Source organism: Streptomyces sp. NPDC028722 (assembly GCF_040637655.1).
Taxonomy (GTDB): Bacteria; Actinomycetota; Actinomycetes; order Streptomycetales; family Streptomycetaceae; genus Streptomyces.
In genome coordinates this window covers 307,299-323,997 of record NZ_JBEZWU010000002.1, presented here as the reverse complement: position 1 = coordinate 323,997, position 16,699 = coordinate 307,299, and the positions used below count along the sequence as shown (strand labels likewise).

Below are 16,699 nucleotides of genomic sequence, written 5' to 3'. Positions count from 1 at the left end.
GAAGCGGCCCCCGGTGTTATTCAATGAGGTGTGCGGTCAGGGATCTCGGGGCCCCGTCGCACGGTTGCGAGTACGGCCCCGGCGCTGTGCCGGGGATCGCTGAGAGAGCCGTATGGACTCCACACCCTCCCCTTCGTCCTCCTCGCCCTTCGAACTGGTCAGCGGTGCCCTGGGGCGCTACATCCCGCGCGGCGGCTCGCCCGCGGCCGCCGGCCCTGCCGACGCGCAGGGCGACCGCGCGGCCCGCGTGCGCGTGCCCGACGGCCCCGGAGCCGACCGTCAGGACCAGATTCTCGGCGTGGTCAACCTGGACAGGGATCTGAGAATCACCCGCTGCAATCTGGACGCCCCCGTCTTCGTGGGTCTGGACGCCGTGGCGGGCAGTTCGTTCGTCGATCTGCTGCCACCAGGGGACGTACCGACGGTCACGCGGCGGTTGCGGCAGGTGCTGGAGATGGGCGAGGCGCATGTCGCCCGGATCCAGCGTCTGCGGCGCGACGACGGGTCCGAGCTGGTGGTCTCGATGAGCATCCTGCCCGCCGCGGCGCCCCAGGAGGGCTTGACCGTCTCCGTGATCGCCATGGCCAAGAGGCTGCACCTGTACGCCGCCGAGACCGCGGTGGGCACCTCGCTGGACATCGGCGAGACCGCGCAGTCGCTGGCGGAGTCCCTGCTGGCATGGGGAGACGTGGCCGCCGTCGACCTCGACTTCTCCGTGTGGACGGGCGAGGGAGTGACCGAGCAGGCGCGGGGGCGCATCCGGCTACGGCGGGCGGCCCTGGTGCCGGACCGGGCGTGGCCGGAGGGTTATGCGACTCCGGGTGACGATCTTCCGAGCGACGCGAGCCGACTGCTGGCGCAGGCGGTGCGCCACAACGATGCCCCGCAGGCGATCGTCATACCCGACCGGGAGACGGTGGAGCGGGTACTGGGCAGTCCGCGGGTGGTACGCGCCCTGGTGCCCGGTGACCGGTCGGTGAGCGTGGCGTGCATACCGCTGGTCCTGGACCGCGCACCGCCCGTCGTGCTGGGCGTGGCGGAGGTCTGGCGGCGGGCGGACCACCCCTTCCGCGACAGCGAGCTGCTCGACCTCCAGGAACTGGTGGCCAGGACCGCCCATCACGTCGACCTGGCCCGTCAGCACCAGCGCGAACACACGCAGGTGCTGGCGTTGCAGCGCCGGCTGCTGCCCCGGACCGGCGGCGACACCGTCGAGATCGCCAGCGTCTACCAGCCCGCCACCCCCGACAGCGCGGGCGTCGGCGGCGACTGGGTGAACAGCTTCCCGCTGCCGGACGGCCGTACCGCGCTGGTGGTCGGTGACGTCGTCGGGCACGGCCTGGGAGCCGCGGCCACCATGGGCCAGCTGAGCATGGAGGCCCGCGCGCTGCTGTCCGCGGGGCTGGCACCCGACGAGGTGCTGGAGCACCTGGACGAGACCGTGACGCTGCTGGACGACGCGGAGTCCGGGCTGGCGGCCGGTTACAGCGCCCTCGGTTCCACCTGCTGCATCGCCCTCTACGACCCGGTCAGCCACCATGTGGCGCTCGCCAGCGCCGGCCACCTCCCCCCGATCCTGGTGCTACCGGACGGGCACGCGGGCCCGCTCGAGGTCCGCCCCCACCCCGGCCTGGGCGCCGAGTTCGCGTTGCGGGAGCCGTTCGACGTGCACACGTTCGGCGCGCCCCCGGGCTCCCTGCTCACCCTCTACACCGACGGCCTGGTGGAGGATCCGGCCCTGTCGATCGACGAGGGCATCGGCAGACTGGCGGATGCGGTGTCCGCGGTGCACCCCTGGGACGCCTTGGAGCAGGCCGCACGGCACGTCGTCTCCGCCTTGACGCCCGTGCGCCGGCGTGACGACGTGACCCTGCTGCTCGCCCGCATGATCGGCTACCGCAAGGGGGACACCGTCACCTGGCGGATACCCGCCCGCGACGACGCGCCCGCCCGGGCCCGCGCGTACGTCTCCGCGGTGCTGCGGCAGTGGCGGACCAGGGACGACACCCGGGACGAGGTGCCGCTCCTGGTCAGCGAGCTGGTCACCAACGCGGTGCGCTTCGCCACCGGGCCCGTCACGGTTCGGCTGATCAGAACCGGTCACGGCCTGCTGTGCGAGGTGGGCGACACCGGCAACGGGAGGCCACGGCTGAGCCGGGGCGGCCTCCTCGACGACGGCGGGCGGGGCCTGAACGTCGTGCACAGGCTGACCAGCCGGTGGGGGGTGCGGTGGACGGACACCGGCAAGGTGGTCTGGGCGGAGGTCACGAGGTGACGCGGTCACGGGACGGGGCACGCGGGCGTACGCGGGCGCGGGACCAGGCGTACGCCGGCGCGGCGGGGGCAGCGGTGGCGGGCGCCTCTACAGCCACTCCCCTTCCAGGGCGGTGGCGGTGAGGCCCGGTGCCGCCGCGTACAGGACCGCGCGGCTGCCCGACTTCTGCCCGGCGTCGTGCGCCCGCCTCAGGATGTCGAACACGGCGGCGCCTCCGCGGTTGCCGCTGGTGTAGCTGTCCCGGCTGAAGTCCAGCAGCCCCGACGGCCACGCGTCGGGCATCGTCTGCTCCATGTATTCCAGCACCCGGGTCCCGCCGGGGTGCGCGAGCAGCACGTCGGGGTGCCAGGAGTCGGGGTGGTCCTGGTAGCGGACGCGCAGCCACTCCCACATCGCGGTGACCGTCTCCTGTACGGCGCGCGGCCCGCGCCTGTCCATCACGAAGTGGGTGCCGTCCGCCCGCGTGTCCAGGCGGTGCAGGTCCTGGGTGCCGGGCAGGGTGTGGTGCCAGGCGGTGTCCAACCGCAGCACCGACTCGCGCCGCGGGCGGCCCGTGACCACCGCCGCCACCGCGGTGTCCGCGAACAGCAGCCGGACGATCAGGGACTCCAGGGTGTCGTCCGCGGGCTGGTAGGTCGTGCTCAGCGCTTCCGCGATCACGACCAGGACCACCCGGTCGGGGTCCGCGGCCACGAGATCCGCCGCCAGGGCGAGCGAGCGGGTCCCCGCGACACAGGCCCACTGCGTGGCCGGCAGCAGCATCACGTCGTTGCGGAGCGGGAGTTCGTTGGCCAGGGCGATGTCCAGCCCCGGCAGCGCCGGGGTGGTGGAGTGACTGGTGATCAGGCAGTCGACGTCCGCGGCGTCCAGCCCGGCTGTCTGCAGGGCTCCGCGTGCCGCACGCTCGCCGTAGGACCGCACGGCCTCCCACGCGGGCGCGGTGCGCTCCTGGACCGTCTGCGGCGCGGGCATCGCTTCGAGGGCCGCGATCACGCGGTCGGCGTCCTGCTCGGTGAACCCGTCGCGTGCCAGCGCCTTCCGGGCCGGTCCGGTGCCGACAGCCCGCAGACCACCGCCGCTGCCGGGCGCGACGGCGGTCTCCAGCGGCAGCATCCAGCCGCGGGTCTCGATGCCCGTACCGGCGGCGATGCCGTCGATGCGGGGCGCCCATGCCGCGTGCGGGTGCCGGTCGCGCACCTCCGCCACGATCTGGCTGGTCCGCACGGCGTGCTCGCCGTGTATCACGGCAGGAGGACAGAGGTAAGCGGCCATGGTGGGCACCTTTCCGGGAGATCCAGGAGGAATGTCATGAGGACTGCGCCATGGGCCACTTCGGGACTTCGCGCCCATGCCGATGGGCTCCGCTTCGGAAGCCGCTGTCCCAGCAAGCATGGACGCTAAATGGACATATCCGCTGTGATTCAGACAACTTGGGCGGACTTGAAGGGCGTGATACGGCACACATCACCCGAACACGGATCTTCTGCCCTGGCAGCACACGGAGTTGCCTCCCGGGGCGGTGCCAGGGGCGTCAGAGGACGTTGACCGCGCTCCAGGCCGCGGCCACGGTGGCGTACTCGGGGCCGGTGGCGCCGTAGAGGTCCTTCGCCGCGCTCAGGGTCGCGGTGCGGGCGCCCTTGTAGTCCGTGGTGGAGGTCATGTAGACGCTCAGCGCCCGGTACCAGATGGCGGAGGCCTTCTGGTTGCCGATGCCCCTGACGGTGGAGCTGTCACAGGTGGGGCTGTTGTAGGAGACGCCGTTGATGGTCTTGGCGCCGCTGCCCTCGCTCGCCAGGTAGAACCAGTGGTTGCCGACGCCCGAGGAGTAGTGCACGTCGAGGCGGCCGACCGACTTCGACCAGCAGTCGGCGGAGCGGCCGTCCAGCGACGGCTTGTCGAAGCGGCGCAGCCACGGCGGGGTGGACTGATCGCTGAAGAGGTAGTCGGGAGTGTCGACCGGGTTGTCGGCGTACCACTCGACCATGGTGCCGAGGATGTCGCTGGTGGACTCGTTCAGGCCGCCGGACTCACCGCTGTAGCGCAGGTTGGCGGTGGCCGAGGTGACGCCGTGGGTCATCTCGTGGCCCATGGTGTCGAGGTCGACCTGCTCGGGGTCGGTGGTGCCGTTGCCGTCGCCGGTCAGCATGCAGAAGCAGGAGTCCGACCACTGGGCGTTGTCCCAGTCGGTGCCGACGTGGACGAAGACGGTGGCGCCGCGGCCGTCGTTCTTGATGCCGTTGCGGCCGAAGGTCGTCTTGTAGTAGTCGAACGTCTTCGCCGTGTTGGCGTGCGCGTCGACGGCGGCGGTGGCGCGGTCGGTGGAGAATTTCCTGCCGTCGCCCCAGATGTTGTCGGCGTCGGTGAACAGGGTGCCGGAGGAGCTTTTCAAGGACGACGACGAGAGGTTGTGCGCGTCCTTGGTGACGTGGCCGCGCACTGGGTCGATCAGGGCGAAGGTGCCGGCGGTCTGCTGGGTGGTGTCGATGCCGACGTCGCCGGTGTATTCGGAGTGGCCGGTGCCGGTCGCCTCGCGCTCGGCGTCGTACTGTTCGATCGCCGCGCCGGTGGTGGCGTCGGTGACGAAGACCTCGCCGTGCGGCTGCCCCTTGTCGCCCAGGCCCTGCACGGTGGTGCGCCAGGCCAGGCGCGGGGTGCCGTCCGCGGCCCACACGATCAGCTCGGGGGTGGACCTGGCGTTGCGCACCGCCCCGTGTGCACGCTTCAGGGCGCCGGCGGCGGTGCCCTTGGCGCCGACGGCGGGAGCGAGGGACCGGAGCGCCACCTTGTGGGCCCCGGCGCGGGTGGATCCCTTGAACGAGCCGTCGGCCTTCTGGTGGACGACGAAGTCGCCGCCGACGACGGGGAGGCCGCGGTAGGTCCGCTCGAAGCGGACGTGCTGGGTGCCGTCGGCGTCGATCACGACATCCTTCACGTGGAGGGTCTGGCCCGCGCCGAACCCGAAGGTGCCGGCGTGCCGGGTCACGTTCGCCTCGGCCCGGGATATCGCGGTGTCACGGACCGAGGCGGCGTGCCGCGCCGCCCTGGTCTGCGAGTGCGCGGGTACGGCCATGGCCCCCGTGGTGATGACGCCGGCGGCGACCGCCGCGGAAAGGGCAAGAAGAGGACGGGACATGGGGATTCCTTCGCTCGTCGTGGGGTGACGACGTCCTTGGACGTTGACGCGAAGTGTTCAACGAATGGCATGTCCCTGACGCGACTTCAGCTGGGGTACAACCGCGGAGCTATAGGGCAGGCGGAGTCACGGCCCGGCCGGTCCTCCGCCGCCGCCGAGCGCGAACTCCGCTCCCCCGCCCTCCCACCAGGCCAGATACCGGGGCCGCTGCCGCACCAGCGACACATAGGCGGCCAGCACACGCTCGCACGCCGCGTCGGCGAGCTCGGGCGGAACCGACTCCGTGTTCCAGGCCAGCAGCAGCCGCCGGTGGAACGGGATGTCCACCAGCGGCCTCTGCACGGTGCCCCGGGCGGACACGTCGGCGGTCGGCCATACGCCGCAGACGGCACGCCGGCCGGCGACCAGGATCTGCGCCACGGCCAGGTCCGGCGTCACATGGGCGATGTGCGGAGTGAATCCGGCCGACCGGCAGGTGAGATGAAGGTAGGCGTGCACGCCGCTCTCGTCCGCCTCCGGCATGACCCAGTCCTCGTCCGCCAGCTCATGGAGGCTGACCGTGTCCTGGCGCGCCAGCGGGTGGTCCTCGGCGAGCAGGACGAAGACCGGCTCGCGGAGCAGTGTGCGTGTGACCACCGACTCGCCGACCGGAAGGGGGAAGCCCGGGAACTCGCCGAACACCGCGATGTCGCACTTCGACAGGGTCAGCGATCTCACCAGGGTGTGCACGGAACGACGGGCGTCTATGGTGATCCGGCGTTCCGGGACGAGTTCGAAGAGGGCGGAGACCAGCAGCGACACCAGAGGGCCGGCCGTTCCGCCCGCCCTCAGCGGCGCGGCGGTCCGTCTGTCCGCCTCCGCCGCCGATCGCGCGTACTCGCGCAGCCGGTCGAAGCCGGTGACGAGGTCACGGGCGCAGCGCAGCACGTACTGGCCGTTCTCGTTCGGCTTCACCCCGTCGGCGCCGCGGATGAAGAGCGGGCCGCCCAGCTCGTGTTCGATACGCTTCAGCTGAGCGCTCGTGGCCGGCTGGGACAGCTGGAGCCGCGCGGCGGCCTTGCGAATGCTGCCGGCCTCGGCGACGGTGAGCAGGATACGCAGATGCCGGAACTCCAGGTGCATGAACATTCCCCGCTCAGCGCCGGGGACCCCTGCAACCCCGTGACCAGCACAACCCGTTGCCCGACGGCGTGGTGACCAAGGGTCTGACGGTCCTGCGGGGGCGGCAACCACGGAACGGTAAAACCTGGTGGCCGGGCGCGTGCGAGGTCGGCGGCGCCCGGATCACCGCGCGCGGACGCCGTCGCCCCGGGCCATGTATCAGCGCCCTACGACGCTCCCGCGGTGCGGCACCTCGGCATGCTCGGCATCGAAAGGCGGGCCAGGTCCCCGCGGCTGAGACGGTCCCCGACGCCCGGGTGGTCGTCCGTCACCAGGAACACCCGGCGGTCGTCGGCCGGGTCAGAGTGCGCCTGGCCGGCGAGGAGCCCTCCAGCACGTCGTACGCCGTCGCGGTGCGGTCCAGCAGGACCCGGCCCAGCGCCTGACTGTGGGGCGTGCGCGCGGGACGGATCCCGCCGCCGAAGCCCGGCGACACCGGCTCGCTCCCGGGGCCGGCTCCGGGAGCGGCCGGGAGCGGCCCGCGTCAGCGGGAGCGGACCGCCCCGCCGCCGAACGGCCGGCCCGCACCCGGCCCGGTCACGAGGGGCTCACCCCGGCGGAGTCGAGCATGCCGTCGCCGTACAGGTCCTGCAACCAGTTCGTCTGGTAGATGGTGTCGAGGTAGCGCTCGCCGAGGTCGGGGGCGATGGCCACCGCGGTGAGCTCACGGGTGCCGTGCCGGGCCAGCCAGGCCGACGCCGCGCTCACCACCGTCCCCGTGGAGCCGCCGAACAGGAATCCCCGTCGGGCCAGGCGGTGACAGGTGCGGATGGTGTCGGCCTCCTCCACCCGGATCACCTCGTCCACCAGCGCCTCGTCGAGGAGCGGGGGGCGCATGCTCATGCCCAGGCCGGGGATCATCCGGCGGCCGGGCTCGCCGCCGAAGGCCACCGAGCCCACGCTGTCCACGGCGATGATCCGGACCGGGCGGTGCCACTCGCGGAAGTAGCGCGAGCAGCCCATCAGGGTCCCGGCGGTGCCCGTCCCGATGAACAGCGCGTCCAGGCGCGGGAAGTGCCCGGCGATCTCCGGTGCCGTCGTGCGGAAGTGCGCCCGCCAGTTCTGCGCGTTGGTGTACTGGCTGAGCCACACGTACCGGTCGTCGGACGCGCAGAGCCCGCGGACGTAGTCGAGCCGGGTGCCCAGGAAGCCTCCGTTGGTGTCCAGGTCGGCCACGACGTGCACCTCGCTGCCGAGGGCCTCCATCAGCAGCCGGGTCGAGAGGTTGCAACGGGAGTCCGTCACGCACAGGAACCGGTAGCCCTTGCTCGCGGCGATCATGCTCAGGGCGACGCCCAGGTTCCCGGACGAGGACTCGACGAGGATGGAATCCGCTGTCAGGGTTCCGTCCCGCTCGGCGCCCTCCACCATCTCGTTCGCGGCCTTCAACTTGATGGAGCCGGCGAAGTTGAAGCCCTCGCACTTGAGGTAGAGGCGGCATCCGAGGCTCGGCTCCAGGTCGATGAAGAGGTCTCCCTCGTTGAAGGCGTGGGGAGCGGAGATGACGGGCACGGCAGGCCTCCTGGTCCCAGGGCTGAGGGCAACGGCCTCAGCCGTACCGGCGCAGATCGTGGAAGAAGTCGTCGATGAGGCGGAGTTCACCCGCCCGGGCCACCTGGTCGTAGACGTACTTGCCGACGGCCAGGTCGAGGACGCCCAGGCCGAACGGGGAGAAGACCACCGGCCGGTCGCGGGGCGGGACGGTCCGGCCGAGCAGTACGTCGTTCAGGGTGCCGTCGAGGAAGTCGCGGCCGCCGGTCAGCTGTTCGGCCAGGTGCGCGGAGGTGTCCGCCTTCAGGCAGTGCTCGACGTCGTCGACGTAGTTCGCCGAGGCGAGCAGGACCTCGGGAGCGAGGTCGCGCAGCGACACGTGCAGCACCAGGGGGTTGTGGCGGAACCACCCGGGCGTCGTGACGTGGGGCCGGCCGGCGACGGTGGCGAAGACCACGAGGTCACTGGAGCGCACGAGACCCTCGGCGCTGTCGTGGACGGTGACCCGCTCGCCGGCGCCGGCCCGGCGCAGGTAGCCGGAGAAGCCTGCGGCGCTGTCGGCGGACAGGTCGTGCACGCCGATCGCGTCGAAGGTCCAGCCGGTGCCGGCCAGGAAGGTGTGGATGTACCGGGCGATCAGCCCCGTGCCGAAGAAGCCGACACGGCGGGGCCGGGGCCGGGTACGGCTGAGCCGGTCGGCCGCCAGCGCGGCGGACGCCGCGGTCCTGGCCGCGCTGATGACGGAGCTCTCCAGACAGGCGAACGGGTAGCCGGTGTCGTGGTCGTTGAGGATCAGCACCGCGGACGCCCGCGGCAGTCCGGCCTGTACGTTGTCGGGGAAACTGGAGATCCACTTCATGCCGTCCACCCGCACCGGGCCGCCGAGGGACGCGGGCAGCGCGATGATCCGTGACGTGGGGCGGTCGGGGAAGCGCAGGAAGTACGAGGGCGGGTTGACCGAGTCCCCGGCGCCGTGCAGCCGGTAGGTGGCCTCGACCAGGTCGACGAGTTCCTTCTCGCGCCCGTCGAGTGCCTGGTGCACCTGCTCGCCGGAGATCACCGCGAAGGTGGGCGCCGCTTCCGGGCCGGGCGGGGCCGGCTGGGCGGGCGTCGGCAACAGATCGGTCATCGTCGGTTCGCCTCCGGGGTCGGGCAGTGGTCGGCCAGGCGGTGCGGATCGGCCAGGCCGACGACCACCTGCCGGTCGCCGGTGAAGGCCTCGCGGCTGTGCGCGGTGCCGATGTTGTCCACCAGCATCAGGTCACCGGCCTGCCAGGGTTCGCGCCGGGTGTGCTCCTCGTACGTGGCGTTGAGGAGCCGCACGACGTACTCGTCGATCGGGGTGCCGTCCCCGTAGCGGGTGTTGAACGGCAGGCCGTCCGTGCCGTACTCGTCCAGCAGGTACTCGCGCACCTCGGGGGCGAGCGTCCACTCGTTGAGGAAGGCGATCTGGTTGAACCAGCAGCGGCGGCCGGTGAGCGGGTGCCGTACGACGGCGCTGCGACGCTGCTCGGTGCGCAGCGAGCCGTCGGCGCCCCAGGTGAAGTCGATGGCGTTCGCCCGGCAGTAGCGCTCGATCTCGGCGCGGTCCTCGGTGCCGAACGACTCCGCCAGCGACGCCCCGATCTCGTCGTTGTAGGTGCGTGTCAGCAGCCAGCCCTCCTGCTCGAACCGTTCCGTCAGCTCGCCGGGCAGGGCGTCGAGGACCTGCGCGGCGTCGGCGACCGCCGTCGCGCCGCCCTGCTCGGGCGCGGTCAGACACGCGAACAGCAGCAGGCCGGGCACCTCCAGCGGGTAACTCAGCTCGTGGTGCATGCACATCGGCTGGTTGGCCGGCCAGGGTGTGGAGGAGTAGAGCGCCGGACCGTGGGCCTCCCGCGGGGCGAACGCCTCCCGCTCGGGCAGCAGCCGGCCGGCCAGCCGCGTGAGGACGGCACCGGCCTGGTCCGCGTCGCGCAGGCCCAGGCCGCGGACGAGCAGCGCCCCGTGCTCGGTGACCCGCGCCCGCAACGCCTCCCGGTTCTCGGCCGCCCAGCGCGCGGCGTCGTCGGGCGGGTCGACGCGCAGCATCGCGGGTCCGTCCGGCCGCGGCTCCACGTCGAGCGGTGCTGCCAGGGATGAGGACGTCATGTCGGTTTCCTTTCGGTCGCCCGTCGGAGGGAGGGTCGGGAGGGGCACCGGCCTCAGGTCGGGGCCAGCGGGACGGCCGCGCTCAGGACGGCCCGCGCCGCCGCGGCGGGCCGGGTGCGCGGGAACTGGTGGCCCCCGTCGGCCAGTTCGCGCAGTTCGACATGTTCGGCCAGGAGCAGCCAGTCGCGGTGCCGCTCGGCGTAGCCGGCCGTGTGCGGGTCGTCGGCGGCGACGACCACCGAGACCGGCGCGGACAGCCTTACCGCCGGCGGGGCCTCCAGGGCCGCCTGGAAGTAGCGGTGCGCGGACACGCAGTCGTGCCGGTACGCCGCGGTGATGCGCCCGGCGTGCGGCGCGGTCAGCTCGGCGAGTTCGGGATGGCCGCCGTCCGCGGCCAGTTCCGCGACGATCTCCGCGTCACTCCGGCCGGTCAGTTCGGCGACGGCGGCCCGCCGGTCCGCCGCGGTGCCGAGCAGGTGCGCGCCGAGGAACACCCGCGTCACCCGCACACCGCGCTCCGCGAGGGCCCTGGCCGTCTCCAGCGCCGGGGCGGCGCCCGACGAGTGGCCCCACAGCATGACCCGGGTCAGGCCGCGCGCCACGATCTCGGCGGCGACCCGAGCGGCCACCTCCGCGACCGCCGCGAACGGCTCCCGGTGGGCCGCCGGATCGTGACCGGGCGGGTCCACCGCGAGAACGGCCAGGCCGCTGCCCGACAGCGCCGCCGCCAGCGGACGGTAGTTGACCGCGTTGCCCCCTGCGGACGGGAAGCACACCAGCGCGCACTCGGACGCGCCGCCCGGTTCCGACAGGAGCTCCAGCAGCTCCGCGCCCCGGCCGGCGGCGTCGAGGAGGGCGGCCAGGTCGGCGAGCACGGGATTGCGGGTGATGTCCTTCAGCGACACCGCGCGGCCGAGCGCGATGCTGAGCTTGACCGCCGTCAGGGAGGTGCCCCCGGAGTCGAAGAAGTGGTCCGTCCGGCCGATCCGCTCCTCGGGCACGCCCAGCAGTCCGGCCCAGGCCGCCGCCACCCTCCGCTCGGCCGGGCCGAGCGCGCCCCCCGCCGCCGCGACCGGTCCCGCGGCCGGCGCCGTCCGCCCGGCCAGGGCGATCAGGGCCTTGCGGTCGGTCTTGCCGTTGGCGGTCAGCGGCAGGCCGTCCCGCCAGTGGAAGGCCGCGGGCACCATGTAGGCGGGCAGCTCCGCCGCGAGCGCCGCGCGGAGCGTCTCGGGCTCGTGGCGGGTGCCGGTGTGGAAGGCGACGAGCTGTTTGTTCCCGCCGCCCCGCTCGACGACGACCACCGCGCCGTCGCGCACCCCGTCCACCCGCAGGAGGGCGTTCTCGATCTCCCCGATCTCGATGCGGAAGCCGCGGATCTTGACCTGGCCGTCCCGGCGGCCGAGGAACTCCAGTTTGCCGCCGGGGTGCCAGCGGCCCCAGTCGCCGCCCAGGTAGAGCCGCTCTCCGGGCCGGTAGGGGTCCGTCCGGTAGGCCTCACGGGTCCGTTCGGGATCGTTGACGTACCCCCGGCCCACGCACACGCCCGAGAACGCGATCAGCCCCGGTGCGCCCAGCGGCATCAGCGACAGCCGCTCGTCCACGACGTAGACGCGCACGTTGCCGACCGCACGGCCCAGCAGCACGCGGTCCGGCACCGAGGCCAGTACCTCGTGGTTGGTGTCGTCCGACGTCTCCGTCAGCCCGTAGGCGTTGAGCAGTCCGATCCCCGGCTGCACCGCGAACCAGCGCTGGACCAGCTCCCGTTTCAGTGCCTCACCGGTCACCGACACCCACCGCAGGTCGGGCAGGGCGCGGGGGTGCTGCTCCAGGTAGGAGACCACGACCTCCAGGTAGGAGGGCACCACCTGGGTCACGGTCACCCGGCCGCGCACCACCGTGTCCAGGAACCGTTCCACGTCCACGATCTCGTCCTGCCCGACCAGCAGCGTCCGCCCGCCGACCAGCAGGGCGGCCACCAGCTGCCACAGCGAGATGTCGAAGCACTGCGGGGCCGTCTGCGCCACCACGGACCCCTCGCCGAGGCCCAGGTCGTCGATCTTGGCGTACAGGTGGTTGAGGAGGCCCGCGTGCTCGCACATCGCCCCCTTCGGCTCGCCGGTGGAGCCGGAGGTGAAGTAGATGTAGGCCAGCTGGCCGGGGTCGACCGGCACCCCGGGGTCGCTGTGGTCGTGCGGCTCCGCGTACGCCGTTCCGACCGGCAGCTTCTCGGTTCCCGGTACGGCCGCCAGTGCCTCGTCGAGGGTGCCGGTGCCGCCCGGCCCGGTGAGCGCCAGCCGGCAGTCCGCGCGGGACAGCGTCGCCGCGATACGGCCGGCCGGGAACTGCGGCTCGATCGGCAGGTACACGCCACCCGCCTTGAACACCGCGAGCGTCGCCGCCAGCCAGTCGAGGCCGCGTTCCATGACGACGGCGACGACGTCCTCCCGGCCCAGCCCGCGGGCCAGCAGCGCCCGCGCCAACCGGTTCGCGCGCGCGTTGAGTTCGCCGTACGTCCACCGGCGCTCGCCCTGCACGGCGGCCACCGCCCGCGGATGCGCCCGTACCCGTTGCTCGAACAGTTCGTGCGCGCGGGCGTCCGGCAGCGGCCGGCGGGGCCCCGCCTGTCCTTCCAGCTGCTCGCGCACCTCGTCGGCCGACAGCAGTTGCTGCCGCGCGTGGTGGGCGTCCGGGTCGGCCGCCAGCAGCGCGAGCGCCTTCAGGTGGTAGCCGGCGATCCGGGCCGCACTCGCGGGGTCCAGCGCGTCCGTGCGGTACCGCAGGCGCAGCAGCAGCCGCCCGCCCCGGTCGCACCAGCGCACGTGCAGTACGGCGTCGTCGTCGCCCGGCGTCCCCTCGGCGCCCTGCGGGCCGAACACCACCTCGTACGACGGCTCGGTCAGTCCCAGTTCACGCCGCAGCCCGGCCAGCGGGAACTCCCGGTGTGCCAGCACCTCCGCCTCGGCGCGCCCCGCGGCCGACACCAGAGCGCGCCAGGACCCCGCGGGCACGGCCAGGCGGCACGGCAACGGCTCACCGTGCACTCCCGCTGTGTACCCCGTCACCACCTCCTGCTCGCCGGACAGCGCGGCCAGCACCTTGGCGTGCGCCGCCAGCAGCACCGCGCTCAGCGGGAGTCCGGACCGCCGCGCCAGCCCGCGCACCGAGGCCGCCACGTCGTCCGGGACCGCCGTCCGCAGCTCCAGCGCTCCCGGAGCCGGCTCCGGGGCCCACCGCGGCACGGCGGTGGCGCCGCCGGCGGTCAGCACCCGGCCCCAGAACTCCCGGTCGGATTCCACGCGCGTGTCCATCGAATGGCCTTCCTCAGCTCAGGGCGGTCGCAGCGACGTCGGTCGTTTCCGCGGCCCGGACCGGCCCGCGCGGCCGGCTGCCGGCCTCGGGCATGTCCACGGCCGGATTGCCGCCCCACCGCGCGTCCGGGGGGACCTCCTCGCCCTTCATCAGGAAGGAATCGGCCGCCAGTACCGCACGGTCGCCCATGGTCACGCCGTAGTGCACATGAGCGCCGACGCCCAGCGTGCAGCCGGCGCCGAGCGTGGTGCCGTCGGACTTGAACGTGCCGTCCTCCTGCGAGTGGCACTGGATCTTGCTGCCGACGTTCAGGGTGCAGTCGTCGCCGATGGTGGCGAGCGTGCGTTCGGTCAGGTAGCAGCCGTCGTCGAACACCCTGCTGCCGATGCGGACGCCCAGCATGCGCCAGACGAGGCTCTTGTACGGGGTTCCGTTGAAGACGTTGAGGAAGTCCGAGGGGACCTTCCACAGCCGTTCCTGCACCCAGAAACTCCGGTCGTAGATCGAGCACAGTTTCGGGTTCAGCCTGCGGAACGACAGCAGGCCGCGCTCCACGAGCACGTAGTACACGGTGGAGAACGCGAGCGTCAGCGCCAGATAGGCGGCGATCACCACGTGCCCGATCACGCCGTACAGGTCCACGGAGGCGAGGGCGAGCAGGGTGAGCCCGAAGACGTGCGCCCAGCGCACGCACAGCATCAGCGCCATCGACCGGAGGTTGTAGCGGTTCTTCGCGGCGAGCAGACGGCGCAGCGTTTCGCCCGAGCGGAGATCGTCGAACCGCGCGTCCCGGTCCACCGACCGGGGAATCTCGAAACACGGCGAACCCAGAAGTCCCACGCCCTCCCGGACCTCACCGTCGAGGGGGACCATCACCTTCGTCGCGAGGAGGCAGTTCTCCCCCGTCCTGCCGCCCGCGGGGTAGGCGATGTTGTTGCCGAGGAAGTTGCGGGGTCCGATCGACACCCTGGACAGCCGGAACGACGTGGCGGAGTACTCGGCGTTGAGCACGGACAGCCCGTCGGCGACCATCGTCCCGCTGCCGACGGAGACCAGGAAGGGCGTCTCGTGCTGCATCTCCGTGCCGAAGTTGGAGCCGGTCTGCTCGACGTGCGACAAGTCGTATCCGAGGCCGCGGAGATAGTGCACGATGTACGAACTGTCCCCGAACAGCCAGGCGAAGAACTTGACGTTCGTCATGCGGGCCGTCGTCCGGTGCACCGTGTAGTGGAATCCGTAGAGCGGATAGACCCGGCCGGGCCGGAGGAACAGGCGCAGCAGCCGGGGCACGGTGTACAGGCCGGCGAGGCCCGCGACGACGAAGCCGGCGAAGAGCACGAGCGAGACGGCCAGCGCGTCGGAGACCAGTTCCGGCCGGCTCAGCGCCGCCGTCCGCGGATCGAGCCGCTTGCCGATCGCCGGCACCTCGGTGAACAGCATGTACATCCCGCCGACGGCGAGCGGAACGTACAGGAAGAGCACCTGGAGCAGCGTCACGCACCCGAACCAGGCCCGGCGCGCTGTACCGCACCCGGCCGGCGGGACCCGTACGTGGTCGACCGTCGTGGGCTCGGCCGGCGATCCGTGCCAGCGCTCGCCGTCCGGGACCGCCTGGCCGCGGTGCAGCGCGGAGGAGTGGCCCAGCTGCGCACCGTCACCCATCGCGGTGTCGATGTCCAGCACCGTCTTCTCGCCGACGAACACGTCCCGGCCGAGTGTGACCCGGCCGGTCTGGATACGGCCCGCGTGGGCCCGGTAGCCGAGGAAGAACGCCTCCTTGCGGATGAGCGTCCCGGCGCCGATCGTCACCAGGTCGGTGCAGACCGGGACGGAATGGGACAGGATCGTGACGCCTTTCCCGATCCGCGCGCCCAGCGCCCGCAGATACAGCACGTACAGCGGAGTTCCGACGAGGAACACCATCGGGTTCGCGTGCAGCAGCACCTTGACGAGCCACAAGCGCGCGTACGCCGGCCCCCAGAGGGGGAACTCGCCTTCCTTCCAGCGGCCGACGAGAAGCCATTTGGCGACGACCGGGAAGACGCACAGCATGACGAACCCGAGGCCCCCGAACACCAGCGACCGCAGATAGACCCCGGTGAATCCCGAACCGGCGGCGATCCACTCGTATCCGGCGGCGGTCACGAATCCGGAGACGAACGAGTACCCCAGGAAGACCAGCAGTTGGAACGCCCCGCACAACGGATGGGCGAACCGGCTGCGGCGCGCGGCCGGGGCCGGTGGCGGCGTGGGCTCCGCCGGTGCGGACGGGGAGGCGGCCCTGCCGGCGCCGGCCGGCGCCGCCTGCGCGAGCGCGGCCGTCAGGCTCCGGATCGTGGGATGCCGGTAGATGTCCCGCATCGAGGGGGACGGCAGCTCCGGGTCCTTCCTGAGCCGCGCGCAGAACTGGGCCATCACCAGGGAATTGGCGCCGAGATCGGCGAAGAAGTGACGGTCGACCGCGACCTGTTCGGCGCCGGTGACCTCGGCCAGTACCGCGGCGAGTCTCCGCTCGGTCTCCGTCCCGTTCTCCGCCCGCGCCGGCCCGGTGTCGCTCAAGGTGGCGGCAGGCTCGTCCGGCCCGGCTATGGGGACCTCGGAGGACTGCTCCACCATTCGATCTCCTGAGAACGTACGGATGGGCGGCGGCGCCCCGATCAGACGTGATCAGGAAGCGCCGGTTTCAGTCTGGACAGGCGTCCACCGGGCTGCCACTCAACATCGGCCCCGACGCCCGCCGGAAAAACCCCGACGGTTGCCGCGCCCCTTGGTTTCCGCGCGACTCCGCGTACCGGACGATTCACCCGAACGGCGGCCGACGCTCGGAGGAGGGCCCAATCAATACCCGGTGACGTGTCCGTCCACGGCGGGAGCACTCGTGATACCCGGCGGCCCGGAGGAGGCAGCCGCGCACCCGCCCGAGGGCGCGGGTGGTCGTCCGGGGCGTCGGCCGAGCGGGAGCCGGGCTCGACCGCGGCCGGCGGTTCCAGCCGCACGGCGGTGCGGCGGTGCGGCGGCACGGCGGCACGGCGGTGCGACGGTGCGACGGTGCGGGGATAAGGAGGTGCGGCGGTGCCGCCGCGCTGGTCGAAGCAGTGCGTGGCCGATTCCGGCGCGACGGGCCGGCCGGCGGCATCGACGGTTCCGAGGGGAGCGCGGGTGATCGCGCGGGCGGTGACCGGGGTCGGCCGACCGCCGCG

Annotated in this window: 10 protein-coding genes; 1 reads left to right on the top strand and 9 read right to left on the bottom strand. The window is 72.5% G+C overall.

The features are described 5' to 3' along the window. Positions 1 to 112: 112 nt before the first annotated feature. The gene (locus tag AB0F03_RS03910; protein WP_361986231.1) at positions 113 to 2,275 is read left to right on the top strand and encodes a SpoIIE family protein phosphatase; all 2,163 of its coding nucleotides are present in this window, start codon (positions 113 to 115) and stop codon (positions 2,273 to 2,275) included. Between the two features lie 87 nt (positions 2,276 to 2,362). On the opposite strand, the gene AB0F03_RS03905 is transcribed toward AB0F03_RS03910, so the two are convergent. From AB0F03_RS03905 to AB0F03_RS03865, 9 genes are all read right to left on the bottom strand, one after another. Then, positions 2,363 to 3,547 carry a type III polyketide synthase gene (locus AB0F03_RS03905; RefSeq protein ID WP_361986229.1) on the bottom strand — a complete coding sequence of 395 codons (1,185 nt, stop codon included), beginning with the start codon at positions 3,545 to 3,547 and terminating at the stop codon, positions 2,363 to 2,365. 259 nt (positions 3,548 to 3,806) lie between these two features. Continuing rightward, positions 3,807 to 5,408 carry a M4 family metallopeptidase gene (locus AB0F03_RS03900; protein WP_361986228.1) on the bottom strand — a complete coding sequence of 534 codons (1,602 nt, stop codon included), beginning with the start codon at positions 5,406 to 5,408 and terminating at the stop codon, positions 3,807 to 3,809. Positions 5,409 to 5,534: 126 nt separating this feature from the next. Next, positions 5,535 to 6,530, bottom strand: coding sequence for a LysR family transcriptional regulator (locus tag AB0F03_RS03895; protein WP_361986226.1), 996 nt, complete (start codon positions 6,528 to 6,530; stop codon positions 5,535 to 5,537). A gap of 307 nt (positions 6,531 to 6,837) precedes the next feature. Continuing rightward, entirely contained in the window at positions 6,838 to 7,005 is a 168-nt protein-coding gene (locus AB0F03_RS03890) for a hypothetical protein (protein ID WP_361986224.1), read from the bottom strand. A 101-nt stretch (positions 7,006 to 7,106) separates the two neighbouring features. Continuing rightward, positions 7,107 to 8,081 (bottom strand): 2,3-diaminopropionate biosynthesis protein SbnA, encoded by a 975-nt coding sequence (gene sbnA, locus AB0F03_RS03885; protein ID WP_361986222.1) that lies wholly within the window; start codon positions 8,079 to 8,081, stop codon positions 7,107 to 7,109. Positions 8,082 to 8,118: 37 nt separating this feature from the next. Further along, positions 8,119 to 9,189, bottom strand: a complete 1,071-nt coding sequence (gene sbnB / locus AB0F03_RS03880) for a 2,3-diaminopropionate biosynthesis protein SbnB (RefSeq protein WP_361986221.1) — start codon at positions 9,187 to 9,189, stop codon at positions 8,119 to 8,121. Next, positions 9,186 to 10,190 carry a TauD/TfdA family dioxygenase gene (locus AB0F03_RS03875; RefSeq protein ID WP_361986219.1) on the bottom strand — a complete coding sequence of 335 codons (1,005 nt, stop codon included), beginning with the start codon at positions 10,188 to 10,190 and terminating at the stop codon, positions 9,186 to 9,188. Before AB0F03_RS03875 ends, sbnB begins: the two co-directional genes overlap by 4 nt. A 53-nt stretch (positions 10,191 to 10,243) precedes the next feature. Further along, a complete protein-coding gene (locus AB0F03_RS03870; RefSeq protein WP_361986217.1) occupies positions 10,244 to 13,498 on the bottom strand; it encodes an amino acid adenylation domain-containing protein in 3,255 nt (1,084 codons plus the stop codon). Positions 13,499 to 13,511: 13 nt separating this feature from the next. Further along, positions 13,512 to 16,115 carry a Pls/PosA family non-ribosomal peptide synthetase gene (locus tag AB0F03_RS03865; RefSeq protein ID WP_361986215.1) on the bottom strand — a complete coding sequence of 868 codons (2,604 nt, stop codon included), beginning with the start codon at positions 16,113 to 16,115 and terminating at the stop codon, positions 13,512 to 13,514. Positions 16,116 to 16,699: the final 584 nt, after the last annotated feature.